22 protein-coding genes are annotated in these 24107 nt (G+C 68.3%); 17 read left to right on the plus strand and 5 right to left on the minus strand.

Going from position 1 to position 24107, the window contains the following annotated elements:
• The 4 genes from AC1DT6_RS37870 to AC1DT6_RS37885 all read left to right on the plus strand — a co-directional run.
• On the plus strand, positions 1-321 hold a 321-nt coding region (locus AC1DT6_RS37870; protein WP_477111119.1), incomplete at its 5' end, for an aspartate racemase/maleate isomerase family protein.
• A gap of 52 nt (positions 322-373) precedes the next feature.
• The gene (locus AC1DT6_RS37875; RefSeq protein WP_441637560.1) at positions 374-1216 is read left to right on the plus strand and encodes an alpha/beta fold hydrolase; all 843 of its coding nucleotides are present in this window, start codon (positions 374-376) and stop codon (positions 1214-1216) included.
• Positions 1217-1245: 29 nt separating this feature from the next.
• Positions 1246-2364, plus strand: coding sequence for a 2,5-dihydroxypyridine 5,6-dioxygenase NicX family protein (locus AC1DT6_RS37880; protein WP_441637558.1), 1119 nt, complete (start codon positions 1246-1248; stop codon positions 2362-2364).
• Entirely contained in the window at positions 2357-2986 is a 630-nt protein-coding gene (locus AC1DT6_RS37885) for an N-carbamoylsarcosine amidohydrolase (protein ID WP_045238944.1), read from the plus strand. The genes AC1DT6_RS37880 and AC1DT6_RS37885 overlap by 8 nt, the downstream gene beginning before the upstream one ends.
• 42 nt (positions 2987-3028) lie before the next feature.
• Here AC1DT6_RS37885 and AC1DT6_RS37890 read toward each other — a convergent pair whose 3' ends face one another.
• Entirely contained in the window at positions 3029-3754 is a 726-nt protein-coding gene (locus tag AC1DT6_RS37890; RefSeq protein ID WP_035866764.1) for a TetR/AcrR family transcriptional regulator, read from the minus strand.
• A 162-nt stretch (positions 3755-3916) separates the two neighbouring features.
• On the opposite strand from AC1DT6_RS37890, the gene AC1DT6_RS37895 reads away from it, so the two are divergent.
• Entirely contained in the window at positions 3917-6190 is a 2274-nt protein-coding gene (locus AC1DT6_RS37895; RefSeq protein ID WP_477111131.1) for a xanthine dehydrogenase family protein molybdopterin-binding subunit, read from the plus strand.
• Positions 6191-6206: 16 nt separating this feature from the next.
• Here the strand turns inward: AC1DT6_RS37895 and AC1DT6_RS37900 are convergent, their stop codons facing one another.
• Complete coding sequence (locus AC1DT6_RS37900) at positions 6207-6707, minus strand: MarR family winged helix-turn-helix transcriptional regulator (RefSeq protein ID WP_477115466.1); 501 nt, start codon at positions 6705-6707, stop codon at positions 6207-6209.
• A gap of 78 nt (positions 6708-6785) precedes the next feature.
• Entirely contained in the window at positions 6786-7760 is a 975-nt protein-coding gene (locus AC1DT6_RS37905; protein WP_441635881.1) for a TauD/TfdA dioxygenase family protein, read from the minus strand.
• 279 nt (positions 7761-8039) lie between these two features.
• Between AC1DT6_RS37905 and AC1DT6_RS37910 the strand changes: the two genes are divergently transcribed.
• On the plus strand, positions 8040-8504 hold the full coding sequence (locus AC1DT6_RS37910) for a YbaN family protein (RefSeq protein ID WP_441635883.1): 465 nt from the start codon (positions 8040-8042) through the stop codon (positions 8502-8504).
• Between the two features lie 17 nt (positions 8505-8521).
• Here the strand turns inward: AC1DT6_RS37910 and AC1DT6_RS37915 are convergent, their stop codons facing one another.
• Complete coding sequence (locus AC1DT6_RS37915; RefSeq protein ID WP_441635885.1) at positions 8522-9199, minus strand: TetR/AcrR family transcriptional regulator; 678 nt, start codon at positions 9197-9199, stop codon at positions 8522-8524.
• 82 nt (positions 9200-9281) lie between these two features.
• Between AC1DT6_RS37915 and AC1DT6_RS37920 the strand changes: the two genes are divergently transcribed.
• Entirely contained in the window at positions 9282-10298 is a 1017-nt protein-coding gene (locus AC1DT6_RS37920) for an LLM class flavin-dependent oxidoreductase (RefSeq protein WP_441635887.1), read from the plus strand.
• A gap of 107 nt (positions 10299-10405) precedes the next feature.
• Here AC1DT6_RS37920 and AC1DT6_RS37925 read toward each other — a convergent pair whose 3' ends face one another.
• Positions 10406-11977, minus strand: a complete 1572-nt coding sequence (locus AC1DT6_RS37925) for a methyl-accepting chemotaxis protein (protein ID WP_477103487.1) — start codon at positions 11975-11977, stop codon at positions 10406-10408.
• Between the two features lie 294 nt (positions 11978-12271).
• Here AC1DT6_RS37925 and AC1DT6_RS37930 point away from each other — a divergent pair, with 294 nt between their 5' ends.
• The 10 genes from AC1DT6_RS37930 to AC1DT6_RS37975 all read left to right on the plus strand — a co-directional run bounded on the left by AC1DT6_RS37930 (position 12272) and on the right by AC1DT6_RS37975 (position 23838).
• Positions 12272-13234: an aldo/keto reductase gene (locus AC1DT6_RS37930; protein WP_441635891.1), complete on the plus strand. Its 963-nt coding sequence runs from the start codon at positions 12272-12274 to the stop codon at positions 13232-13234.
• A 27-nt stretch (positions 13235-13261) separates the two neighbouring features.
• Positions 13262-14023, plus strand: coding sequence for a haloacid dehalogenase type II (locus tag AC1DT6_RS37935; RefSeq protein ID WP_441635893.1), 762 nt, complete (start codon positions 13262-13264; stop codon positions 14021-14023).
• A 211-nt stretch (positions 14024-14234) separates the two neighbouring features.
• The gene (locus AC1DT6_RS37940; protein WP_441635895.1) at positions 14235-16256 is read left to right on the plus strand and encodes a sigma-54-dependent Fis family transcriptional regulator; all 2022 of its coding nucleotides are present in this window, start codon (positions 14235-14237) and stop codon (positions 16254-16256) included.
• Between the two features lie 238 nt (positions 16257-16494).
• Positions 16495-17619 (plus strand): ATP-NAD kinase family protein, encoded by a 1125-nt coding sequence (locus AC1DT6_RS37945; RefSeq protein WP_441635897.1) that lies wholly within the window; start codon positions 16495-16497, stop codon positions 17617-17619.
• A gap of 11 nt (positions 17620-17630) precedes the next feature.
• Positions 17631-18635, plus strand: coding sequence for a thiamine pyrophosphate-dependent dehydrogenase E1 component subunit alpha (locus AC1DT6_RS37950; RefSeq protein ID WP_441635899.1), 1005 nt, complete (start codon positions 17631-17633; stop codon positions 18633-18635).
• A gap of 78 nt (positions 18636-18713) precedes the next feature.
• The gene (locus AC1DT6_RS37955; RefSeq protein ID WP_477115467.1) at positions 18714-19730 is read left to right on the plus strand and encodes an alpha-ketoacid dehydrogenase subunit beta; all 1017 of its coding nucleotides are present in this window, start codon (positions 18714-18716) and stop codon (positions 19728-19730) included.
• A complete protein-coding gene (locus AC1DT6_RS37960; RefSeq protein ID WP_441635901.1) occupies positions 19730-20842 on the plus strand; it encodes an acetoin dehydrogenase dihydrolipoyllysine-residue acetyltransferase subunit in 1113 nt (370 codons plus the stop codon). Before AC1DT6_RS37955 ends, AC1DT6_RS37960 begins: the two co-directional genes overlap by 1 nt.
• Before the next feature lie 133 nt (positions 20843-20975).
• The gene (locus AC1DT6_RS37965) at positions 20976-21752 is read left to right on the plus strand and encodes an SDR family NAD(P)-dependent oxidoreductase (RefSeq protein WP_441635903.1); all 777 of its coding nucleotides are present in this window, start codon (positions 20976-20978) and stop codon (positions 21750-21752) included.
• A gap of 64 nt (positions 21753-21816) precedes the next feature.
• Positions 21817-22572 carry a lipoyl protein ligase domain-containing protein gene (locus AC1DT6_RS37970; RefSeq protein WP_441635905.1) on the plus strand — a complete coding sequence of 252 codons (756 nt, stop codon included), beginning with the start codon at positions 21817-21819 and terminating at the stop codon, positions 22570-22572.
• 108 nt (positions 22573-22680) lie between these two features.
• Positions 22681-23838 (plus strand): CaiB/BaiF CoA transferase family protein, encoded by a 1158-nt coding sequence (locus tag AC1DT6_RS37975; protein WP_477115468.1) that lies wholly within the window; start codon positions 22681-22683, stop codon positions 23836-23838.
• Positions 23839-24107: the final 269 nt, after the last annotated feature.

Genomic DNA, 24107 nt, shown 5'->3' on the forward strand with positions numbered 1-24107 from the left:
GTGGTGGACTACATCCGCAACGAAGGCTACGAAGTGGTGGACTGGCGCGCGCTGGAAATTCCCGACAACCTCGAGGTGGGCCGTCATGATCCCGCCAGGCTGCCCGGCATCGTCGCGCAGATGAACACCAAAGACGTCGACGCCATCGTGCTGTCGGCCTGCGTGCAGATGCCTTCGTTGCCGGCCGTGGCCAAGGTGGAAGCGATGACCGGCAAGCCCGTGATCACCGCGGCCATCGCCACCACCTACGCCATCCTCAAGCAGCTCGACCTGGAGCCGGTCGTGCCCGGCGCCGGCGCGCTGCTGTCGGGTGCCTACTAAACCGTCTTCGGCTAATGCGGCTAGTCAGGCTAGTTCGACAAAGGAGTCAGCAATGAGCGAGTTTCTCTACGGCGGCAATGTGTTCGCCAACGGCATCCGCCAGCACTACCTGCGCTACGGCGGCGCCACTGGCGCGCGCCAGGGGCGCGACGCCGTGGTGATCGTGCCCGGCATCACCAGCCCGGCCGTGACCTGGGGCTTTGTCGGCGAACAGTTCGGCAAGCACTTCGATACCTACATCCTGGATGTGCGCGGGCGCGGCTTGTCCGAGGCGGGCGATGCGCTGGACTACAGCCTGGATGCGCAAGCCGCGGACGTGACGGGGTTCGCGCAGGCGCTGGGCCTGGCGCGCTACGCCATCGTCGGCCATTCGATGGGCGCGCGCATCGGCATCCGCGCCGCGCGCGGCAATCCCGCCGGGCTGACGCGGCTGGTGATGGTGGATCCGCCCGTGTCGGGCCCGGGCCGCCGTGCCTATCCGTCGCAATTGCCCTGGTATGTGGATTCGATCCGCCTGGCGCGGCAAGGTATCGACGCCGAGGGCATGCGCCGCTTCTGCCCCACGTGGACGGAAGAGCAGCTTCGCCTGCGCGCCGAGTGGCTGCACACCTGCGACGAGCGCGCCATCGTGACGAGCTTCGAGGACTTCCATCGCGACGATGTGCATGCCGACATGCCATCGGTGCAGGTGCCCACGCTGCTGATGGTGGCCGGGCGCGGCGATGTGATCCGCGCGGAAGACATCGAAGAGATTCGCGGCCTGCTGCCCGCGGTGCAGGTTGCCCGCGTGCCGGATGCGGGCCATATGATCCCGTGGGACGACGAGGCCGGCTTCTACCGCGCCTTCGGCGATTTCCTCGGCGCGCCGCTGCTGCGGGACCAGGCCGCAGCCTGATCCGCCGGCTTCACCAGAAAGGAGAACACATGCCAGTAAGCGATCACGACCTGACCCAGGCCTGGCGCCAGGTGCTCACACTGTCAAAACTGGAGCCGGGCCAGACGGTCACGGTGCTGACCGGCGCCGCCACGCATCCGCAAACGCTGCGCACGGCGCAGATGGCGGCCACCGCGATGGGCGCCATCGTCAACCGGCTGGACCTGCCGCCCGTCAACGGCGACAAGGCGCTCAGCCGCGACGCGCTGGCCTATCTCGGCACCACGCCGCTCACCGGCAACCCGGCCGCCATCGCCGCGCTCAAAGCCAGCGACCTGGTGCTGGACCTGATGACGCTGCTGTTCTCGCCGGAACAGCACGACATCCTCTCCGGCGGCACCAAGATCCTGCTGGCGGTGGAGCCGCCCGAAGTGCTGGTGCGGCTGGTGCCCACGGAAGGCGACCGCACCCGCGTGAAAGCGGCCACGGCGCGGCTGGCGCGCGCGCGGGAGATGCATATCGTGTCGGACGCCGGCACCGACCTGCGTTGCTCGCTCGGCGAGTTTCCCGCCATCAGCGAGTACGGTTTCGTCGACGAGCCCGGCCGTTGGGATCACTGGCCAAGCGGCTTTGTGCTGACCTGGCCGGACGAAGGCGGCACCAACGGGCGCATCGTGCTCGATCGCGGCGACATCCTGTTGCCGATGAAATCCTATGTGCAGGAGCCCATCGGCATCACGCTGGAGAACGGCTACGTCACCCGCATCGAAGGCGGCCTGGACGCCGAGCTGCTGAGCGACTACATGGCCTCGTTCAACGACCCCGAGGCCTACGCCATGTCGCATATCGGCTGGGGCCTGCAGCCGCGCGCGCGCTGGTCCACTCTCGCCATGTACGACCGCGAGGCCACCATCGGCATGGACGCGCGCGCGTTCGAGGGCAACTTCCTCTGCTCCTTCGGCCCCAACAACGAGGCCGGTGGCAGCCGCACCACGGCGTGCCATATCGATATCCCGGTGCGGCATTGCACCGTGCGGCTGGACGGCGAGGCGGTGGTCGAGAAGGGCAAGGTGCTGGACAGCGAGTACCAGCAGGCGCAGCAGGTTCAGCAAGTGCAGCAAGTGCAGCAAGTGCAGCAACAAAGGGCCAAGGGAGCCATTCATGCATGACGAAGTCAAGACCTACGAGCGCCAGGGCTTCGGCGCCACCCTGGAACCCAAGGCGCCCTACGGCCTGCTGATCATCGATTTCGTCAACGGCTTTGCCAATCCGGAAGTCTTCGGCGGCGGCAATATCCCCGAGGCCATCGCCAACACCGGGCCGCTGCTGGCCACGGCGCGCGAGCAGGGCTGGCCGGTGGCGCACAGCCGCATCGTGTTCGCCGACGACGACAGCGACCACAACATCTTCACGCTCAAGGTGCCCGGCATGCTGGGGCTGAAGGAGGCCAGCCACAACAGCGCGATCGTGCCGCAACTGGCGCCGCGTGCTGGCGAGCTGGTGGTGCGCAAGACGGTGCCATCCGCCTTTTTCGGTACCTCGCTGGCGGCGTGGCTGACCCAGCGCGGCGTGCGCACGCTATTGGTGGCGGGTTGCGTCACCAGCGGCTGCGTGCGGGCCAGCGTGGTCGATGCCATGTCGCTGGGCTTCCGGCCGCTGGTGTTGTCCGATTGCGTGGGCGACCGCGCAATCGGGCCGCACGATGCCAACCTGTTCGACATGGCGCAGAAATACGCCACGGTGATGCCGCGCGACGAAGCCCTGGCGATGCTCGCCCGGGCGGCGGCCTGAGAAGGTCATCCGGCGATGCGCGCCGACCGCCGGCTGCCAGGGTTACGCGCGCCTGGCGCGCGCCGGCTTCTTGCGCGCGGCGGCGTCCGCCGCCGGGCCGATGGCGGGAGGCGCCACGCAGACCGTGCTCAGCACCGTGCGCTGGATCACATTGCGCCAGTGCTCCAGCGCCGGCTTGCTCATCATGGGCTCGTCAAGGAAGGCACTGAGCGTATGATGGTTCGAGTTGTAGAAGTACCCCAGCGAAGCGATCACCAGGTAGATATCGCGCGCCTGCACATCGGGCTGGAACAGGCCGGCGGCCTTGCCGCGCTCCAGGATGCCGTCCAGCACGGACAGCGCGTAGCTGGAGATCTCCCTGAGCCGGCTCGATTTCTTGGCGTGCTTGCCCTGGCTCATGTTCTCGCTGGACAGGATGGCGACGAACTCCGGATGGTCCAGGTAGTAGCCCCAGACGAAGTCGATCAGCTGGGTCAGCGCGCGCACCGGGTCCCCGGTATCGAGCTGGAGCGCCTGCTCGGCCTCGTTGAGCTGGAGGTAGATGGTTTCGAGGACTTCGACAAAGAGCTTTTCCTTGCTGCCGAAGTAGTAATAGATCATGCGGTCGTAGGTCTTGGCCAGCGAGGAGATTTTCTCCACGCGCCCGCCTTCGTAGCCGCGCAGGGCGAAGACCTTGATGGCTGCCTTGAGGATCTTGGCTCGGGTGTCCTGAGCTTGCCGGGCCCGGGTTCCGGCTGCCGCGCTTTTCTTAGCGGTCGGGGTGCTCATAAGTTTGATACAACTTGCTGTTCAAGGCTGGCAGTATAACGGCCACGGCGGGCGGAGCCGGAATCCGGCGGCCTGCCCGCATGCCCCATCCGAGACATGGAACGAATGGAAACGACCCCCGCCACCGGACCCGAGTCCGCGTCTCTCCCCGCATCGGCACCGATGTCTCCCGGCGCGCTGCGCGACGCCCTGCTGCAGGCGCGCGGCGTCCTGCTGGTGACGCGGGCGCCGCAAGCGGCACCCCGGCCCGCGCCCGGCCAGCCCGGCGCGGCTTCCGACTATGTCGCGGCGCAACCGGACATCTTCGTGGCGCTGCGGGACAACGGCGAGATCCTGGCCTTCAACGGCCACGTCGACCTGGGCACCGGCATCCGCACCTCGCTGGCGCAGATCGTGGCCGAGGAACTGGAGGTGCCGGCGGCGCGCGTGGCGATGACGCTGGGCCATACCCAGCTGACGCCCAACCAGGGACCCACCATCGCCAGTGCCACCATCCAGATCTCGGCACTGCCGCTGCGGCGCGCGGCGGCGCAGGCCATGGCCTGGCTGCGCGGGCGCGCCGCCGCGCGGCTCGGCGTGCCGCCCGAAGCGCTGGACGCGGAAGACGGCCGCCTGCGCTTGCGCGGCGGGCAGGGCGATTGCCTGACGTACGGCGAACTGCTGGCCGGCGAGCATATCGAGTTGCCGCTGGCCGACGACATCGCCACCAAGCCCGTCAGCGAATACCGCGTGGTGGGGCGCGCCGCCGCGCGCGTGGATATTCCCGCCAAGGCCACCGCGCAGCTCACCTTCGTGCACGACGTGCGCGTGCCTGGCATGCTGCATGGCCGCGTGGTGCGTCCGCCATACGCTGGCCGCGATTGCGGCGACTTTGTCGGCACCAGCCTGCGCGGCGTCGACCGTGCATCGATCCATGACGTACGCGGCGTGGTCGACGTGGTAGTGCAGGGTGATTTCGTCGGCGTGGTGGCGCAGCGCGAGGAGCAGGCCATGCAGGCCGCGCGGCGCCTGCGGGTGGACTGGAAGCCGGTGCCGCCGCTGCCCGCGCTGAACGAACCGGGCGACGCGGAGGCCGCGCTGCGCGCCAATCCCGCGACGCGCCGCACCCTGGTGGACGACGGCGATGCGCAGGCGGCGTTCGACGCCGCGCGCGGCGCGGGCCGGGTGCTGTCGCGCGGCTATGCGTGGCCTTACCAGATGCACGCCTCGATCGGTCCCTCCTGCGCCGTGGCCGACTACCGCGAAGACGGCCTCACGGTGTGGTCGGGCACGCAGAATCCCCATGTGCTGCGCATCGACCTGGCGCGGCTGACGGGCCTGGACGAAGGCTGCATCGAGATCGTGCGGATGGAAGCCGCCGGCTGCTACGGGCGTAATTGCGCCGACGACGTCTGCGCCGATGCGGTGCTGCTGTCGCGCGCGGTGGGGCGGCCGGTGCGCGTGCAGCTCACGCGCGAGCAGGAACATTTGTGGGAGCCCAAGGGCGCGGCGCAACTGATGGACGTGCGCGGCGCCATCGGCCCCGGCGGCGAACTGCTCGCCTACGATTTCGTCAGCCGCTATCCGTCCAACGATGCGCCCACGCTGGCGCTGTTGCTCACCGGCATCGTCGGTAACGCGCCGCGCACGCTGCAGATGGGCGACCGCACCGCGGTGCCACCCTACCAATACGCGAACACGCGCATCGGCTGCGACGATACGCCCGCGATCGTGCGCGCCTCGTGGCTGCGCGGCGTCTCGGCCCTGCCCAACGTGTTCGCGCACGAATCCTTCATCGACGAACTGGCGCACGAGAGCGGCGCCGATCCGCTGGCCTTCCGCCTGCGCCACCTGCCCGACGAGCGCGCCGCCGATCTGCTGCGTGCGCTGGCGGCGCACGCCGGCTGGCAAGAGGGCGCGCGCGGCTCGCGTGGCAAGCCCGGCGCCGATGGGCTGCTGCGCGGGCGCGGCGTGGCCTACGCCCGCTATATCCACAGCAAATTCCCGGGCTTTGGCGCCGCGTGGGCGGCCTGGGTGGTGGACCTGGCGGTAGCGCCCGATACGGGGCTTGTGACAGTGGAGCGCCTGGTGGTGGCGCAGGACACGGGGATGATGGTGAACCCCGACGGCGTGCGCCACCAGGTGCAGGGCAACGTGGTGCAGGCGCTTGGCCGCGTGCTCAAGGAGCAGGTGCGTTTCGATGCCGCCGGCGTGGCCAGCCGCGAGTGGGGCAGCTATCCGCTGCTGACGTTTCCCGAGCTGCCGCGCATCGAAGTGGTGCTGATGCCGCGCCAGGAGGAAGCGCCGATGGGCGCCGGCGAATCGGCATCGCTGCCGGGCGCGCCGGCCATTGCCAACGCGCTGTTCGATGCCACCGGGGTGCGGCTGCGGCGTGCGCCGTTCACGCCGGAGGTGGTGCTTGCCGCGCTGGCCGGCGAGCTGGGCCAGCCTGCCTGAGGCGCGTATCGGCGCCTTATTCCGGCTCGCCGTCCGGCGTGCCGCCGCGATCGTCGAACTCGCTCATTTTCCGCAGCAGATAGGTAATCGCCACCCGTTCCGCGGGATTGAGGTCGCCAAAGGTCTGCTCGGAGATGCGGTGCGCGAACGGCACCGTTTCCTCGATCAGCGCGTGGCCGGCCGGCGTCACCGTGATCACCACCTTGCGGCGGTCATTGGTGTCGTGCGAGACCGCCACCAGTTCGCGCGCCTTGAGGCRCTCGATGATGCCGCGCACGGTGGCCTGGTCGATGGCGGTGGCCCTCACGATCTCGCTGAGCGAGCACGAGCCGCGTTCGTTGACCGCGCACATCACCACGAACTGCGCGGCGGTCAGTTGCGAATCGGCAATGGTCTGCTGGAAGATCGCCACATGGCGCTGGTAGGCGCGCCGCAGCAGGTGCCCGACTTGCTCGGTGAAATCGTAGTCGGCGGCGGATTTTTGCGCGGCGGTCTTGCGCGCGGAGGAATTGGACACGATGGGCGGTCTGCGGGCATGAGATAAACGTGCCTCCGAGTATACCGAGCGTGGCCGCGCGCGGCGCGATTTTTCTCGCTACGACGCCGCCCCATGCGCCGCCAGCACCGGATCGCCCTCCAGCGCGCTGGAGGGCCTGCCGTCCACGCCCACCGGCACATCGCCCACCAGCGTGATGCGATAGAGCTGCCGGTCGAAGTCGAGGTCGAAGATGTCCGCGGGCGCGAGGTGCGCGGTAGCGCGGTTGTCCCAGAACGCGATGCTGCCCGGTTCCCATTTGAAGCGCACCGTGAACTCGGGACGCACCACGTGTTCCCACAGCAGTTCCAGCAGTTGCTGGCTTTCGCGCGGCGCGAAGCCCGACAGGTGCTTGAGGAAGCTCGGGCTGACGTATAGCGCGCGCTCGCCGGTCTCGGGATGCACGCGCACCAGCGGATGCTCGCTGACCAGCGCGCGGCTCCTGACCGCGCGCGCGAACTCGTCGGTGGCGCTGGCGCCCGCCGGCGGCGTGAAGCGGTGCACGCCGCGCAGTCCGTCCACGATACGGCGCAGCGGCTCGGACAACGCCTGGTAGGCGGCTACCAGGTTGGTCCATTGCGTATCGCCGCCATACGGCGGAATCACCACGCCGCGCAGGATGGACGCGGCGGGCGGGTTGACGGCCGCCGTCACATCGGTGTGCCAGCCGGTCCACGGACGTTGCACCGCCTGGCCCTCGAAGCGGTTGGCCTTGCGGTGCTTGCCCACCGAGTACAGCTCGGGAAAACCATCCACGTGGCCGAACACGGGATGCCCGATGGTCGGCGCGCCGAACTGCTTGGCGAAGGCGATATGTTGCTCGTGCGACAGATGCTGGTCGCGGAAAAACACCACTTTCCACTTCAGCAACGCGGCCCGGATCGCGGCGACCTCCGCTGCCGGCAGCGGCGCGCGCAGGTCCACGCCATCGATGCGCGCGCCGATATGGGCCGACAGCGGGTGTACGGTGAGGGGGACGTCCGGGTCTCGGGATCGGGTTGCGTCCTCTGTCTGGTCCAGTACGGCAGCGGTCATCTCTGGGCTCCTTCGCAAGTACGGCAGCGCCTGGCCGCCAAACCATTACCATATGCGTGCCGCGCCTCGCGCCCAACGAAGGAATTCGGCTTTGCATATAAGGCGCCAGGCCGCGCGGCACCCGCACGGGGAGGCCGCCGTCACCGTCCGGGCCTTGCCGCCCGGCCTGGCGGCGCGGACAATGTGGCCACCCTTGCCTGTTGCCAGAATCGCCAGAATTGCCAGAACCGGGAGAATCTCGACATGCTGCAACGCCGTTTCCATCCGCGGTGAACCATCTTGGATGATGCCGACGCAGCCTGCGCGCGCGAAGCCGTCCCGGCGTCCCGGTCAGGCGGATCGCCTGCGGGCGATCCGCCGCTGCGGCTGGCGCGCACCCGCGCGGCCCGGCTGCTGCTGACCGGGCTGGCGCTGCTCAGCCTGGGCGTTGCCATTCTCGGGCTGTTCGTGCCCGGCCTGCCTAGTACGGAGTTCGTGCTGCTGTCCGCCTGGGCCGCGGCCAAGGGATCGCCGCGGCTGCATGCCTGGCTGCTCGGCCACCGCGTGTTCGGCCCCATGCTCTACAACTGGCACAACGGCCGCATGGTCAGCCGCCGCGCCAAGTGGAGCGCCACGGTGGCGATGAGCGTCTGCAGCGCCGTGCTGCTGTTCGGCACGCATCGCCCGTGGCTGGCCTACGGGGCGATTGCCTGCATGGCGTGCGTGCTGGCGTGGTTGTGGCGCCGGCCGGAGCCGGCGGCCTGATACGCCGATCGGGGGCGCTACGTGGTTTGTGTTTCGCGCGGCTTCGCGGTCTTCGCGGCTTTCGGCGCCTTGGCCGGGCCTGCCGGCCATGCCAGCATCGCGGTGGCCGCAACCGCCTCCAGCGCGGCGCGCGACGCGCCGTCACGCGCCTGCATCGACATCCCCTGCATCACCGTGTTGTAGAACTTGGCCAGCGCGGCAGTATCGGTGCCGGCCGGCAGTTCGCCGCGCGCGATGCCGTGCTGGATGCAGGCCTGCAAGGCCTGCTCCTTTTCCCTGCGGCGTTCGCGCAGCGTGTCTTCGATGTAGGCGCAGTCGGCCGAGCAGCTGGTGCCGCTCATCAGGAAGCAGCCGGCGGGGTTGCCCTTGGCGCTGAACAGCGCGGCGGCGCCGCTCAGCAGCCCCTGCACGGCTTCGCGCGCGCCGCCCGCGGCTTGCAGCGGCGCATAGAGCAGGGCGCCGTGCGTGTCCGCATAACGGTCCACCGCCTCGTAGAACAACTGCTCCTTGCTGCCGAAGGCGGCGTACAGGCTGGGCGCGGTGATCGCCATCGCCCCGGTGAGGGCGGCGATCGATGTGGAGCCATAGCCATAGCGCCAGAACAGCGACAGGGCCTGGCCCAGCGCCTCGTCGCGATCGAATTGCCTGGGCCGCCCGCGGCCCGCACCGGAAACACTCTTTTTCATAGTGGTCATTATATTTTTCCGTTGCCAGCGGCGCCAGTGGTGATTAACATAGTGATCGTTCAATAAATTGCCACGCCGGCAGGCGTTCGCCATGATTCCCTACTCCCTGCTTGACCTTTCGCCCATCGTGGAAGGCGGCGACGCCGGCCAGGCCATGCGCAATTCGCTCGCGCTCGCCCAGCACGCCGAGCACCTGGGCTACCGCCGCTTCTGGCTGGCGGAGCATCACAATATGCCGGGCATCGCCAGTGCTGCCACGGCGGTGCTGATCGGCTATGTGGCCAACGGCACTTCCACCATCCGCGTGGGTTCGGGCGGCATCATGCTGCCCAATCATTCGCCGCTGGTGGTGGCCGAGCAGTTCGGCACGCTGGCATCGCTGTTCCCCGGCCGCATCGACCTTGGCCTGGGCCGCGCGCCCGGCACCGACCAGTCCACCGCCCGCGCGCTGCGCCGCAGCGCCACGCAGGACACGGCCGATGCTTTCCCGCAGGACGTGGAAGAGCTGCAGGCGTACTTCGACGATCCGCGCCCCGGCCAGCGCCTGCGCGCGGTGCCCGGCGCGGGCCTGAAGGTGCCGCTGTGGCTGCTCGGGTCGAGCCTGTTCAGCGCGCAGCTATCGGCGGCGATGGGCCTGCCTTTTGCCTTTGCTTCGCACTTCGCGCCGGGCTTCATGCGCCAGGCGGTCGATCTGTATCGCCAGACTTTCCAGCCATCGGCGCAGTTGTCCAAGCCTCATGTGATGCTGGGACTCAATGTGTTCGCGGCGGATTCGGACGCGCAGGCGCGGCGGCTGTTCACGTCGCTGCAGCAGCAGTTCCTGGCGCTGGTGCGCGGCAGCCCGGGCCCGATCCGGCCTCCGGTGGACAATATCGAATTGCTGTGGACGGAGACCGAGGCCACGCATATCCGGCGCTCGCTGGCGTGCTCGGTGGTGGGGGATCCGGAGGGTGTGCGCAATGGCTTGCGCAACTTTATCGAGGAGTTCCGGCCGGATGAGTTGATGCTGACGGCGCAGATCCATGACCATGAGGCGCGCCTGCGCTCGTTCGAGATCGCGGCGCAGGCCATGCGGGCGGTGGAGCCGGTGGCGAAGATCGTGCTCTGAACGGAGCTGTCCGCATGTGAAAAGGCCCGCTGCCGGTATGGCGCGGGCCTTTTTTCTCTCCCCCCTGAGTGGAGAGGCGGCACGATCAGGTTTGTAGCCTGTTGCCCTCAGGCCGCCAGCTTGAACGACGCCACCGAACGCATCATCGACTGCGCCTGTTCCGCCAGCGCGCCTGCCGCGGCTGCGGCCTGTTCCACCAGCGCGGCGTTTTGCTGCGTCACCGTGTCCATCTGGTTGACGGCCTGGCCGACCTGTTCGATGCCGGTGCTTTGTTCGTTCGATGCCGCGCTGATCTCGCCCATGATGTCGGTCACGCGCTTGACGGCGCCGACGATGTCTTCCATGGTCTGGCCGGCCTTGGCGACCAGCGCGGAGCCGTTGTCCACCTGGGCCACGGAGTTGTCGATCAGGCCCTTGATCTCCTTGGCGGCGGTGGCCGAGCGCTGGGCCAGGCTGCGCACCTCGCCCGCCACCACGGCAAAGCCGCGGCCTTGCTCGCCGGCGCGTGCCGCTTCCACGGCGGCGTTCAGCGCCAGGATGTTGGTCTGGAAGGCGATGCCTTCGATCACGCCGATGATGTCGACGATCTGGCGCGAGGCGCCGTTGATCTCGCCCATGGTGGTCACCACCTGGTTGACCACCTGGCCGCCGCGCTGGGCGATATCCGAGGCGTTGACCGCCAGCGAGGCGGCCTGGCGCGCATTGTCCGCGTTCTGGCGCACGATGCCGGTCAGTTCTTCCATGCTCGACGCGGTTTGCTCCAGGGCCGAGGCTTGTTCCTCGGTGCGTTGCGACAGGTCGGTATTGCCCGCGGAAATCTGCTGCGTGGCCGAGGCGATCGAATCCGCCGCGCCGCGGATCTCGCCCAGCGTGCCGGACAGGCGCTGCTGCATGCCCTGCATGGCCGCGAGCAGGCTGTCCTTGTCGCCGACGCGGATCTGCACCGGCACGGTGAAATCGCCCGCGGCAATGCGCGTGACCACTTCGGTCGCGTAGGCCGGCTCGCCGCCCAGGCTCTTGCGCACCGTACGGATGATGGCCAGCATGAATGCCGACACCAGCGCGCCGATCAGCAGGGTGCTGATGGCCGCCGAGATCAGGTTGTCGCGGAAGGTGCCTTCGATGTCCTTGAGGAACACGCCGGTCGCCACATGCCAGTCCCAGGCCGGTACGTAGCGCACATAGGTCAGCTTGCGCGCGGGCGTTTCGGTGCCCGGTAGGCGGCCGCGATAGGTGACGAAGCTGTCATCGGGGCTGGCGCCGGCGCGCGCGCCCGCCTTGCCCGCCTCGACGATGCTCTGGTAGACCGGCTTGCCGTCGGGGTCCTTGAAGTCGCCCACGATCTTGCCTTCCGTATCCGGCAGGCCGGGGTTGAGCACCACCTGTGGCTTGGAGTTGAGCAGGAACAGGTAGCCCTTGTCGCCGAAGCGCATCACGCGCAGCGTGTCCTTGGCCGCTGCCTGCGCGGCCTCAAGGCTCATGGTGCCGTTGGCGGCGCGGTCCACGTAGAGCTTGATGATGCCTTCGGCGGTGGCCACCAGGGACTGCAGGCTCTCGCGGCGTTCGGCCATCATGGTGGCGCGGGTGTGCACGGCGCCCCAGGTGCCCAGCGCTAGCAGGGCCAGCCACATCGCCGCCAGCGCGGCCCAGAGTTTGGTGTTCAACGAGATTCGATTCATGATCATGCTTACCGGGAACGGGCAGTCCTTCGCGCCGGCGGCGCGGCATCGGCCTGACCTTGGTGTTGACAGAGCGGCACAGCGGGGACGATTCCGCTCGCTGCGCGGAGCCTGGCCACAGCCGGTTAACGACTCGTCGCCGGCAGGACTTGAATGGCCGATGAACGGCCGATTGAAAAGTGCCTTAAGAGATTCTCGATTCCGAGCCGGCAGGCTTTTCGATCCCTGCCTACAATGTGCCTTTCGCCGCGCCCGGATCACGGGCCGTCCGATGCAACCCACGGAGCAGAACGCATGACCTCAAGCATCACCAAGCGCAAATTGGGCAGGTCCGGGCTGGAAGTCTCACCCCTGGCATTTGGCGGCAATGTCTTCGGCTGGAGCGCCGATGAAGCCACTTCTTTCAAGTTGCTCGATGCCTTTGTCGGTGCCGGGCTCAACTTCATCGACACGGCCGACGTGTACTCCCGCTGGGTGCCCGGCAACCAGGGCGGCGAGTCCGAGGCCATCCTCGGCAAGTGGTTCAAGCGCAGCGGCAAGCGCGCCGGCGTGGTGCTGGCCACCAAGGTCGGCATGGACATGGGCGAGGGCCGCAAGGGCCTGTCGCGCGCCTATATAGAACGCGCCGTCGATGCCTCGCTGCAGCGGCTGCAGACCGACTACATCGATCTCTACCAGTCGCATACCGACGACCAGGACACGCCGCTGGAAGAAACGCTGGACGCCTACGACCGCCTGATCAAGGCCGGCAAGGTGCGCGCCATCGGCGCATCCAACTACAGCGCCGCGCGCCTGGCGGAAGCGCTGGAAACCAGCCGCCGCCTTGGCCTGCCGCGCTACGAGAGCCTGCAACCGCACTACAACCTCTATACGCGCAGCGAGTACGAGAGCGAACTGGAACCGCTGGTGTTGCGCGAAGGCCTGGGCGTGTTCAACTATTACGCGCTTGCCAGCGGCTTCCTTAGCGGCAAATACCGCTCCGAGGCCGACCTGGACAAGAGCGGCGCGCGCGGCCAGCGCGTCAAGGCCTACCTCGATGCCCGCGGCCTGCGTATCCTGGCGGCGCTGGACGAGGTAGCGGCGCGCACCGCCACCAACCCGACGCAAGTGGCGCTGGCCTGGCAGATCGCGCGCCCCAGCATTACCGCGCCGATCGCCAGCGCGACTTCGCTGGCGCAACTGGACGACCTGATCGCCGCCACGCGCCTGCCACTGAGCGCCGGCGATATCGCGCTGCTCGATCAGGCCAGCGCCTGAGCGCGGCTACCCTGGAGGAGATACGGGATGCATGAAAACAGGAAGCGCCACGCCAGCGGCGCCGAAGGCGCGGCGCCGGACCTGCGCGCGGTCAAGGCGCTGGTGTTCGACGTATTCGGCACGGTGGTGGACTGGCGCACCAGCGTGATCGCGGACCTGACCGCGTTCGGGCAGAAGAAGGGCGTCGATGCCGACTGGACTGCCTTCACCGACGCATGGCGCGCGGGCTATGTGCCCGGCATGGATCGCGTGCGCAAGGGCGAGCGGCCCTGGGCCAATATCGACGTGCTGCATCGCGAGCGGCTCGACGCGCTGCTCGACCAGTTCGGCATCGAAGACCTGAGCGAAGCGGAGAAGGACTACCTCAACCGCGCCTGGCACCGGCTCTCCGGCTGGCCCGATACCGTGCCCGGGCTGACGCGGCTGAAGCAGCGCTACATCATCTCCACCTTCTCCAACGGCAGCGTGCCCTGCCTGGTCGATACGGCCAGGTATGCAGGCCTGCCGTGGGACGCCGTGTTCAGCGCGGACATCGTGCGCCACTACAAGCCGGAGACGGAGATCTATCAGGGCGTGATTGCCTTCTTCGACCTGCAGCCGCACGAGGTGATGCTGGTAGCGGCGCACAACAACGACCTGCGGCATGGCCGCTCGCACGGCATGCGCACCGCCTATGTCAACCGGCCCACGGAGTACGGGCCGAACCAGTCGAAGGATCGTGCGGCCGAGTCGGACTGGGATGTGGTCGTGGACAGCCTGACGGCGCTGGCGGACCGGCTTTGCGGCTGAGCTTGCGTAACACGCGGCTGGTCCGCCGCAGGGTGCCGCAAGCGCTCGCCGGCGCACTTCGGATGAAGAGGTTTGCCCAAGCCACTCCCTGTCGGATACATTAGGACTCCCGGCCGCCCGCGCCGCAACTGCGGCGCACAGAGGCAAGCCAGAGCCGGGAGTTGGCTCCCGCCAGGACGGCGGCGCGCCAGGAGACGACAAGGAGACGACGATGGACCTGCGGCAACGCGAGCACATCGACACGGTAGTCCAGCTCACCACCCGCGCCGGCGCGCCGATGCTGCGCGCGCCCGAAACCATCATCCAGAATTCGTGGCGGCGCTGCGTGCACCAGTACGGCCTGGACCCGGCGCGCATGCAGCAGGCCTGCATCCTGCCGCAGACCCGGCTGCGCGAGCACCAGCAACGTATCGACGATTTCGCGCGGATCGCGCGCCACGGCTTGCAGACGCTGTATAGCCAGGTGGCCGGCATGGGCTACGTGGTGCTGCTGACCGATGCGCAGGGCGTGACGGTGGATTACCTGGGCGACGCCAGCGCCGATGCCTCCCTGCGCCACGCCGGGCTGTACCTGGGCGCGCAATGGAGCGAGGCCGGCGCCGGCACCTGCGCGGTGGGCACCGCGCTGGCCACCGGCCAGGCCCTGACCGTGCACCAGGCCGACCATTTCGATGCCACGCATATCCCGCTGACCTGCACCGCGGCGCCCCTGTTCGATTCGCACGGCAGCCTCTGCGCCATCCTCGACATCTCCGCGCTGACCTCGCCGCAGGCCAAGGACAGCCAGGGACTGGCGCTGCAGATGGTGCGCATCTACGCCACCCGCATCGAGAACGCCAGCTTCGTGCGCAGCCACCGGGAGGACTGGATCCTCAAGCTCAATGCCGCGCCGGAATTCGTCGACGTCAATCCGGAATACCTGCTGGCGCTTGACGCAGGCGGCCGCATCGTCGGCCACAACCGCCGCGCCCAGCAGATGCTGGAGGCCGAGCTGGGCGTGCAGCCCGGCGGCGCGCCGGTGCTGGGCATGCCGTTCGAATCGCTGTTCGAGGCGCGGCTCGATGAGCTGGGCCGCTTCGTGCATTCGCGCCCGAGCGAGCAGCGCGCGCTGGCGCTGGCCCGCAGCGGCGGGCGGCTTTACCTGAGCGTGATGCCGCCGGCCTTGCGCTGGCAGCGCGCCCGCGACACCGCCGAGCGGACCACGCCGCTACAGGCGCCGCTGGCCGCCCTGTGCGGAGGCGATGCGGCACTGCAGCAGCAATTGCTGCGCGCCGCCAAGCTGGTCGACTCGCCCATCAACCTGCTGATCAACGGCGAGACCGGCAGTGGCAAGGAATATCTCGCCAAGGCCTTGCACCAGTCCAGTTCGCGCCGCCACGGGCCTTTCGTGGCGGTGAATTGCGCGGCGATCCCGGAGTCCCTGATCGAGAGCGAGCTGTTTGGCCACCTGCCCAACAGCTTCTCCGGTGCCGGCTCCCGCCCCAAGCGCGGGCTGATCCAGGAGGCCGACGGCGGCACACTCTTTCTGGACGAGATCGGCGACATGCCGCGCGAGCTGCAGTCGCGCCTGCTGCGCGTGCTGGCCGAGGGCGAGGTGCTGGCGATCGGCGCGTCGCGCCCGGTGCCGGTCAACCTGCGCGTGATTTCCGCTACCCATCATCCACTGGACCAACTGGTCAGCAGCGGCCGCTTCCGCGAGGACCTGTACTACCGGCTCAACGGCGCGCGGCTGATGCTGCCGCCGCTGCGCGAACGTACGGACCTGGACTGGATGGTCGACAAGATGCTCGGCGGCGCCGAGCAACAGGCCGCCGTGAGCCTGTCGCCCGCGGCGCGCGCGCGGCTGCAGGCGCATCGCTGGCCCGGCAACCTGCGCGAATTGCGCAACGCGCTCGAGTACGCGCGCGCCGTCTGCAACGACGGCCATATCGAGGCGGAGGACCTGCCCGATGGCCTGGGCGAGATGCCGGTGCGGCAAGATCTGCTGCCGGTATTTCCCGGCACGGCGCCCGCGGGCGCGGCGGCCGAAGCCGCCCCGGCCTTGCCGGCGCCCGGTTTCGACCCCCACCTGCTGCCGCCGGAAGGGATGCTGCTGATGCAATACCTGCGCGCGGCGGGCTGGAACCTGAGCGCGGTGGCACGCCAGATCGGCGTAAGCCGGATGACGCTGTACCGCCGCATGGCGCGCTACGGCATCGAGTCGCCCAACCAGCGCGACGCGGGACACCACTGAGGCGGGCGGCGCGGCGTGCCATCGCCGCCCGCTACACCTGTTCACCACCTGTACAACTGATGCTGTGACACCTGTCACGCCGCAGCCCGCGTACACCCCGCAACGTCCCCGTCCGGCCCTGTTTTTCTCGGGGTAATCCCGTGTTTCTTGCCGCCGGAACCCGCTTTCGCGGGGTGGCACGCCCATTGCGATATGCCTGTCGGAACCTGGAAAAAAACCAGGGCGACAGGAGACATGCATGGGTGAGCACGCGCTGGCCGCACGGCCGCTGGTCGGCATCATCGCCAATCCGATTTCCGCGCGCGATATCCGCCGCGTGATCGCCAACGCCAATACGCTGCAACTGGCCGATCGCGTCAATATCGTGCTGCGCCTGCTGGCCGCGCTGTCGGCTTGCGGGGTCGGCCGCGTGCTGATGATGCCGGACCGCGAAGGCATGCGCGTGCTGCTGGCGCGCCACCTGTCGCGCCGCCAGGGTCCGGACGCCGCGCTGCCGGAGGTGGAATACCTCGACATGCCCGTCACCGCGCGCGTCGACGACACCTTCCTGGCCGCACGCATGATGCGCGAGGCCGGCGTGGCCGCCATCATCGTGCTCGGCGGCGACGGCACCCACCGCGCGGTGGTGCGCGAATGCGGCGCCGTGCCGATCGCCGGCCTCTCCACCGGCACCAACAACGCCTACCCCGAAATGCGCGAGCCCACCATCACGGGCCTGGCCACCGGCCTGTTCGCCAGCGGCCGCATTCCCGCCGCGCATGCGCTGGTCGGCAACAAGCGGCTGGACATTGCGATTGCCGGCGAGGGCGAGGTGCGGCATGACATCGCGCTGGTCGACGCCGTGATTTCGCACGAGCACTTCATCGGCGCGCGCGCCTTGTGGAAGACCGAGACGCTGGGCGCGGTCTTCGTGTCCTTCGCCGATCCGCAGGCCATCGGCCTGTCCGCCATCGGCGGCTTGCTTGAGCCGGTGGGCCGGCACGAGCCCGGCGGCCTGGCGATCGAACTCGCCGCGCCCGGCGAGGGCCGCTTCGAGCTGCGCGCGCCGATTGCGCCGGGCCTGCTGCGCGCTGTGCCCATCGCGGGCTGGGAGCGCCTGACCGACGGCGTGCCGCACCGCGTGCGCCAGCGCGCCGGCATCGTCGCGCTCGATGGCGAACGCGAACTGGTGTTCGGCCCGCAGGACACCGTCACCGTGACGCTGCGCGAGCGCGCCTTCGTGAGCATCGACGTAGCCGCCTGCATGCGCTACGCCGCCGCCGCGGGGCTGATGCGCAGCGGGCGCGCGCCACCGCAATCGCAGCAGCAACATCCTCCACCCCAGCCACTGACCGAGTTTTTTACCGCCACCACAAAACCTTGAAGGAGACAGACATGACAGCCAACTCATCCGGCGCCGCCGGGAACACGCTGCCCCTCGACAAGCAGGAACTGCTCGCCGTCTATCGCAGGATGCGCACCATCCGCGATTTCGAAGAACGCCTGCACGTGGACTTCGGGCGCGGCGACATCCCGGGCTTCGTCCACCTCTACGCCGGCGAGGAAGCCGCCGGGGTCGGCATCCTGCACCACCTGGGCGACGGCGACCGTATCGCCAGCACGCACCGGGGCCACGGCCACTGCATCGCCAAGGGCGTGGATCCGGTCGCGATGATGAAGGAGATCTACGGGCGCAAGGGCGGCTCCTGCAACGGCAAGGGTGGCTCCATGCATATCGCCGATCTGTCCAAGGGCATGATGGGCGCCAACGGCATCCTGGGCGCGGGCGCGCCGCTGATCTGCGGCGCCGCGCTGGCAGCCAAGTTCCGCGGCAAGGGAGAGATCGGCATCACCTTCGCCGGCGATGGCGCATCCAACCAGGGCACCTTCCTGGAGAGCCTGAACCTGGCCGCGGTGTGGAACCTGCCGGTGATCTTCGTGATCGAGAACAACGGCTACGCCGAATCCACCGCGCGCGATTACGGCACCGCCGTGGACAGCTACGTGGACCGCGCCGCCGGCTTCGGCATTCCCGGCGTGACCGTGGACGGCACCGATTTCTTCGCGGTGCACGAGGCCGCGGGCGAAGTCATCAAGCGCGCCCGCGAAGGCGGCGGCCCGGCCCTGCTCGAATGCAAGATGGTGCGCTTCTATGGCCACTTCGAGGGCGATGCGCAAACCTATCGCGCCTCCGGCGAGCTCGACGACATCCGTGCCAACAAGGACTGCCTGAAGAAGTTCACCGCGACCGTGACCCAGTCCGGCGTCATCGCCCCGGACGAGCTCAAGGCCATCGACGAGCAGGTTGCCGCGCTGATCGAGGACGCGGTGCAGCAGGCCAAGGCAGCGCCGTTCCCGACGCCCGCCGACCTGCTGACCGACGTGTACGTCAGCTATTGAGCGCGCACCCGGCCCGCTATCCCGAGACGTAAAGACATAACGGCATAACGACAGCAAGCACGATCAGGAGACCACACCATGTCCCGCAAATTAAGCATGAAGCTGGCGATCAACGAAGCGATCGACCAGGAAATGACCCGTGACCCGAGCGTGATCATGCTCGGCGAGGATATCGTCGKCGGCGCCGGCGCGGACGGCGAGAAGGACGCCTGGGGTGGCGTACTCGGCGTGACCAAGGGCTTGTACGCCAAGCATGGCGACAGGCTGCTCGACACGCCGCTGTCCGAATCCGCCTATGTGGGCGCGGCCATCGGCGCCGCCGCCTGCGGCATGCGGCCGATTGCCGAGCTGATGTTCATCGACTTCATGGGCGTTTGCTTCGACCAGATCTTCAACCAGGCCGCCAAGTTCCGCTACATGTTCGGCGGCAAGGCGGAGACGCCGGTGGTGATCCGCGCCATGGTCGGCGCGGGCTTTCGCGCGGCGGCCCAGCACAGCCAGATGCTGACGCCGCTGTTCACGCATATCCCCGGCCTCAAGGTGGTATGCCCCAGCACGCCGTACGACACCAAGGGCCTGCTGATCCAGGCGATCCGCGACAACGACCCGGTGATCTTCTGCGAGCACAAGAACCTCTACGGCTTCGAAGGCGAGGTGCCCGAGAACTCCTATGCGATTCCCTTCGGCGAAGCCAATATCGTGCGCGACGGCAAAGACGTTTCCATCGTCACCTACGGCCTGATGGTGCATCGCGCGCTGGAAGCGGCGGCCACGCTGGCCAAGGAAGGCATCGAAGCCGAGATCGTGGACCTGCGCACGCTCTCGCCGCTGGACATCGACACCGTGCTGGAGTCGGTGGAAAACACCGGCCGCCTGGTGGTGGTGGATGAAGCCAGCCCGCGCTGCAATATCGCCACCGACATTTCGGCGCAAGTGGCGCAGCGCGCGTTCGGCGCGCTCAAGGCCGGCATCGAGATGGTCTGCCCGCCGCACACGCCGGTGCCGTTCTCGCCCGCGCTGGAAGACCTGTATATCCCCAGCGCGGCGCAGATCGCCGATGCCGCGCGCAAGACCGTGAAAGGAGGGAAACACTGATGGCCGACATCACCCCGATCGTCATGCCCAAATGGGGCCTGTCGATGAAAGAAGGCACGATCAACGACTGGTTGGTGGAGGAGGGCGCGCAGATCTCGGTAGGCATGCCGATCCTCGATGTGGAAACCGACAAGATCGCCAACGCGGTGGAAGCGCCGGACGCCGGCACCCTGCGCCGCAAGGTGGCCGCCGTGGGCGACATCCTGCCGGTCAAGGCGCTGCTCGGCGTACTGGCCCCGCCCGAAGTCAGCGACGCGGAGATTGACGCCTTTGTCGCCGCCTACGAGACGCCGGCGGCCGACGAAGACGATGAAGACGCGGCCGCTCACGCCTACCACTTCATCGATGTCGAAGGCATCCGCGTGCGCTATGCAAAACGGGGAGAGGGCGCGCAGACGGTGCTCTTCATCCACGGCTTTGGCGGCGACCTCGACAACTGGCTGTTCAACCTCGACGCGCTGGCGGAAGCGCACACCGTGATCGCGCTCGACCTGCCGGGGCACGGACAGTCCACGCCGAAGTTGCCGGGCACCACGCTGGCATCGCTGGCGGGATTCGTCGCGCGCTTCATGGACGCGCTGGATATCGACCAGGCCCACCTGGTCGGCCACTCGATGGGCGGCGGCGTAGCCGCGCAGCTGGCGGTGGACGCGCCGCAACGGGTGCGTTCGGTGGCGCTGGTATCGCCGGCCGGCATGGGCGATGAGGTCAACAGCGGCTACACCGAAGGCTTCGTCAACGCGCAGTCGCGGCGCGATCTCAAGCCGGTGGTGGAGTTGCTGTTTGCCGACGCGGGGCTGGTCAGCCGCCAGATGCTGGACGACCTGCTGAAGTACAAGCGGCTAGACGGCGTGACGGAGGCGCTGGGCAGCCTGGGTGCGAGCCTGTTCGGCGGCGGCCGGCAGAGCGAGCAGCCGGGCCGCAAGCTGGGCGATAGCGGCAAGCCGGTGCTGGTGATCTGGGGCGCGCAGGATCGGATCATTCCCGCGGCGCATGCGGAGAATGCACCCGCCGGCGCCACCGTGAAGGTGTTCGACGATGCGGGCCATATGAGCCAGATGGAGAAGGCCAACGAAGTCAACGCGCTGCTCAAGCGGCATGTCGGCGGCTGACGAAGCGGAGTCGCGCTGCTCTTCTCCCCGCTCCCGCAAGCGGGAGCGGGGAGAAAGCCGGCGTGTCGCGCGACGTAATTCATTGCCGTACGCACTTAAGACAATCAAAAAAAACGCGCAAAGGAGACCACCCATGGACGAACCCCTGAAGGGACAAGTAGCCGTAATCACCGGCGGCGCACGCGGCATCGGCCGCGGCATCGTGCTGACGCTGGCGCATGCCGGTGCGGACATCCTGATCGCCGACCTGCTTGAAGACGCCATGCGCGAAACTGCGGAAGAGGTGCGCGCGCTCGGCCGTCGGGTAAGCACCCTCAAGGTCGACGTGACAAAACCCGAGATGCACCGCGCGATGGTGAAGCAAGCACTTGGCCATCTGGACGGCTTCGACATCCTGGTCAACTGCGCCGGCGTCATCAGCATCCACCCCGTGGAAGCGCTAAGCGAACGCGACTGGGACTTCGTCATGGACGTCAACGCCAAGGGCACCTTCCTGGGTTGCCAGGCCGCGCTGGAGCACATGAAAGCCCAGGGCAGAGGCCGCATCATCAACGTCGCTTCGATCGCCGGCAAGGAAGGTTTCCCCAACCTCGCCCACTACAGCGCCTCGAAGTTCGCCGTGGTTGGCTTCACCAACGCACTGGCCAAGGAAGTCGCCCGCGACGGCATTACCGTCAACGCCATCTGCCCCGGCATCGTCCGCACCTATATGTGGGACCGCCTGTCCGACGAATGGAAGGCCGAGGGCGAATCGGTCGAAGACTCCTGGGCCCGCCACCAGCTCACGCTGATCCCGCAAGGACGGGCCCAGACGCCGGAAGACATGGGCAGGATGGCGCTGTTCTTCGCGACCATGGACAATGTGACCGGGCAGTCGGTCAACGTCGACGGTGGCTTCACCTTCCACTGACCGGCACCGGGCCGCACCGCGGCCCGGTTACGCGCATCCCGCCCCGGCGCTTACCGGCCATGCCATGCGATTTGAAACCCTCGATCCCGATCCGGCCGACCCTGATCCCCTCCACGCCGAACAGGCGCTGCTGGAACAGGCATCCGCCGGCCGCTGGCTGGCGCATCTGTGGCAGGCGCCCGTCTCGCTGGTGGTGCCGCGCAGCTATCTGCGCCATGCGCGACTGGACGCCGCGCGCAGCGACTTTGCCGCGCGCGGCTGCCCGGTCTGGCTGCGCCTCTCCGGCGGCGGGCTGGTGCCGCAAGGCCCCGGCATCCTCAACCTGAGCCTGGCTTACCCCGTGCGCGGCGGCGCCGGCACCTGCGCCGAGCCGGTCTACCTGCACTTGTGCGAGGTGCTGGCCGGTGCCTTGAACAAGCTGGGGCTGCGGACGCACTGGCAGGCCGTGGACGGCTCGTTCTGCGATGGCCGTTTCAACCTAGCCTGGGGCTCCCCGGAACTGGCCCGCAAGATCGCTGGCACCGCGCAGTACTGGCGCCGCGTGGCGGGCGCCGGGGACGCCAGCCTGCACGTTGTGCTGGCCCACGCAGTCCTGCTGGTCAGCGCCGATCCGGAGGAGATCAACCAGCGCGCCAACGACTTCGAGGCCGCCATCGGCAGCGGGCGCCATTACCGGGCCGACAAGGTGGTCAGCGTGGCCCAGGCGCTGGCGGAAAGCGGCCAGCCCGTGCCCGGCGACCTGGGCGAACGCACTGCCCAGGCGCTGCGCGAGGCGCTTGCCGCGACGCCGCCGGCCTTCGCCGCGGCGTCCCTGGCTTAAGCGGCCCCGCGCGGATTCGTCGGTATTGACGATTCCGGCCCCTGGCGTCCGTGGCAAACTGACCGGCTAGACGCTCCGCCTGAAGGAGCAGACAACCGGAGACAGGACATGGCGGGACCGTTGGCGGGACTGAAAGTGGTGGAAATGGTTGGGATCGGCCCTGCGCCCTTTTGCGCGATGATGCTGGCCGACCAGGGCGCCGAGGTGATCCGGATCGACCGGCCCCGCCCGGCCCAGCCCGGCGAGGCGCCGGCCACCGGCGCGGGCAAGGCGCGCTGCGACGTGACCGCGCGCGGCAGGCGCTCGCTGGCCATCGACCTGCGCAAGCCCGGCGCGGCCGGGGTCGTGCTGGACCTGATCGCCAAGGCTGACGTGCTGATCGAAGGCTTCCGCCCGGGCGTGATGGAACGCCTGGGGCTGGGCCCGGACGTTTGCCTGGCGCGCAACCCGGCGCTCGTGTACGGCCGCATGACCGGCTGGGGCCAGCACGGGCCGCTGGCTCAGRCAGCCGGCCATGACATCAACTACATCGCCATCGGCGGCGCGCTGCATGCCATTGGCCGGCCGGGGCAGCCGCCCGTGGTGCCGCTCAACTACGTCGGCGACTTTGGCGGCGGCGGCATGCTGCTGGCGTTTGGCGTGATGTGCGCGGTCAACGAGGCGCGTAATTCGGGCAAGGGGCAGGTGGTGGATGCGGCGATGACCGACGGCACCGCATTGCTGTCCGCGATGATGTACGGATTCAAGGCGGCCGGGCGCTGGAACAACCAGCGCGGCGACAACCTGCTCGATGGCGCGGCCCATTTCTATGACACCTATGCGTGCGCCGACGGCACGTATGTGGCGGTGGGCGCTATCGAGCCGCAGTTCTATGCGCTGCTGCGCGAGCGGTGCGGCTTGGACGATCCGCTCTTCGACAAGCAACTCGATAAGCGCCACTGGCCCGAGTTGAAGGCGCGCATGACCGCGCTGTTCCTCACCCGCACGCGGGCGCAGTGGTGCGAGTTGCTGGAAGGCAGCGATGCCTGCTTTGCGCCGGTCCTGGACTGGGATGAGGCGCCGCAACATCCGCATAACCGGGCACGCGAGACGTTTCTTGAGATCGATGGGGTGATGCAGCCGGCGCCGGCGCCGCGTTTCAGCCGTACGCCGGCGGGGGTGCCTCTGGCGCCTGTGGAGCCTGGTGCGGATAGTGAGGCGGTGTTGCGGGATTGGGGGGTGGGGGGGGAGGTGATTGGGGAGTTGCGGAGGGATGGGGTGATTTGATTCTGCGATTGCGATTGCGATTGCTATTGCTATTGCGTCTGCAACTGCTTAACGTCAAAGGCAACTTCAAAGGCTTAAAGTCAAAGGCGGTTTCACCTCCCCTCCGGGGAGGCGACCTACTTTCTTGTCTTGCCAAGAAAGTAGGCAAAGAAGCGCGCCGGATGGGGCGCCCCCCCTCGTCGGCAGACAAAAAGAGCGGCCGGGACCCAAACTCGCATCGCCTTAAGGCGATACTCAAACATGGGTCCCTCTCTTCCGCTCTTTTTGCC

Source organism: Cupriavidus sp. 01L45, from assembly GCF_056399885.1.

Bases quoted from the DNA above. Each gene is read 5' to 3' on its own strand.
- AC1DT6_RS37885 (WP_045238944.1), top strand. From the start codon at position 2,357: ATGCATGACGAAGTCAAGACCTACGAGCGCCAGGGCTTCGGCGCCACC.
- AC1DT6_RS37925 (WP_477103487.1), bottom strand. From the start codon at position 11,977: ATGAATCGAATCTCGTTGAACACCAAACTCTGGGCCGCGCTGGCGGCG.
- AC1DT6_RS37930 (WP_441635891.1), top strand. From the start codon at position 12,272: ATGACCTCAAGCATCACCAAGCGCAAATTGGGCAGGTCCGGGCTGGAA.
- AC1DT6_RS37965 (WP_441635903.1), top strand. From the start codon at position 20,976: ATGGACGAACCCCTGAAGGGACAAGTAGCCGTAATCACCGGCGGCGCA.
- AC1DT6_RS37960 (WP_441635901.1), top strand. From the start codon at position 19,730: ATGGCCGACATCACCCCGATCGTCATGCCCAAATGGGGCCTGTCGATG.
- AC1DT6_RS37915 (WP_441635885.1), bottom strand. From the start codon at position 9,199: ATGACCACTATGAAAAAGAGTGTTTCCGGTGCGGGCCGCGGGCGGCCC.
- AC1DT6_RS37895 (WP_477111131.1), top strand. From the start codon at position 3,917: ATGTCTCCCGGCGCGCTGCGCGACGCCCTGCTGCAGGCGCGCGGCGTC.
- AC1DT6_RS37940 (WP_441635895.1), top strand. From the start codon at position 14,235: ATGGACCTGCGGCAACGCGAGCACATCGACACGGTAGTCCAGCTCACC.
- AC1DT6_RS37970 (WP_441635905.1), top strand. From the start codon at position 21,817: ATGCGATTTGAAACCCTCGATCCCGATCCGGCCGACCCTGATCCCCTC.
- AC1DT6_RS37905 (WP_441635881.1), bottom strand. From the start codon at position 7,760: ATGACCGCTGCCGTACTGGACCAGACAGAGGACGCAACCCGATCCCGA.
- AC1DT6_RS37945 (WP_441635897.1), top strand. From the start codon at position 16,495: ATGGGTGAGCACGCGCTGGCCGCACGGCCGCTGGTCGGCATCATCGCC.
- AC1DT6_RS37920 (WP_441635887.1), top strand. From the start codon at position 9,282: ATGATTCCCTACTCCCTGCTTGACCTTTCGCCCATCGTGGAAGGCGGC.
- AC1DT6_RS37880 (WP_441637558.1), top strand. From the start codon at position 1,246: ATGCCAGTAAGCGATCACGACCTGACCCAGGCCTGGCGCCAGGTGCTC.
- AC1DT6_RS37950 (WP_441635899.1), top strand. From the start codon at position 17,631: ATGACAGCCAACTCATCCGGCGCCGCCGGGAACACGCTGCCCCTCGAC.
- AC1DT6_RS37935 (WP_441635893.1), top strand. From the start codon at position 13,262: ATGCATGAAAACAGGAAGCGCCACGCCAGCGGCGCCGAAGGCGCGGCG.
- AC1DT6_RS37890 (WP_035866764.1), bottom strand. From the start codon at position 3,754: ATGAGCACCCCGACCGCTAAGAAAAGCGCGGCAGCCGGAACCCGGGCC.
- AC1DT6_RS37875 (WP_441637560.1), top strand. From the start codon at position 374: ATGAGCGAGTTTCTCTACGGCGGCAATGTGTTCGCCAACGGCATCCGC.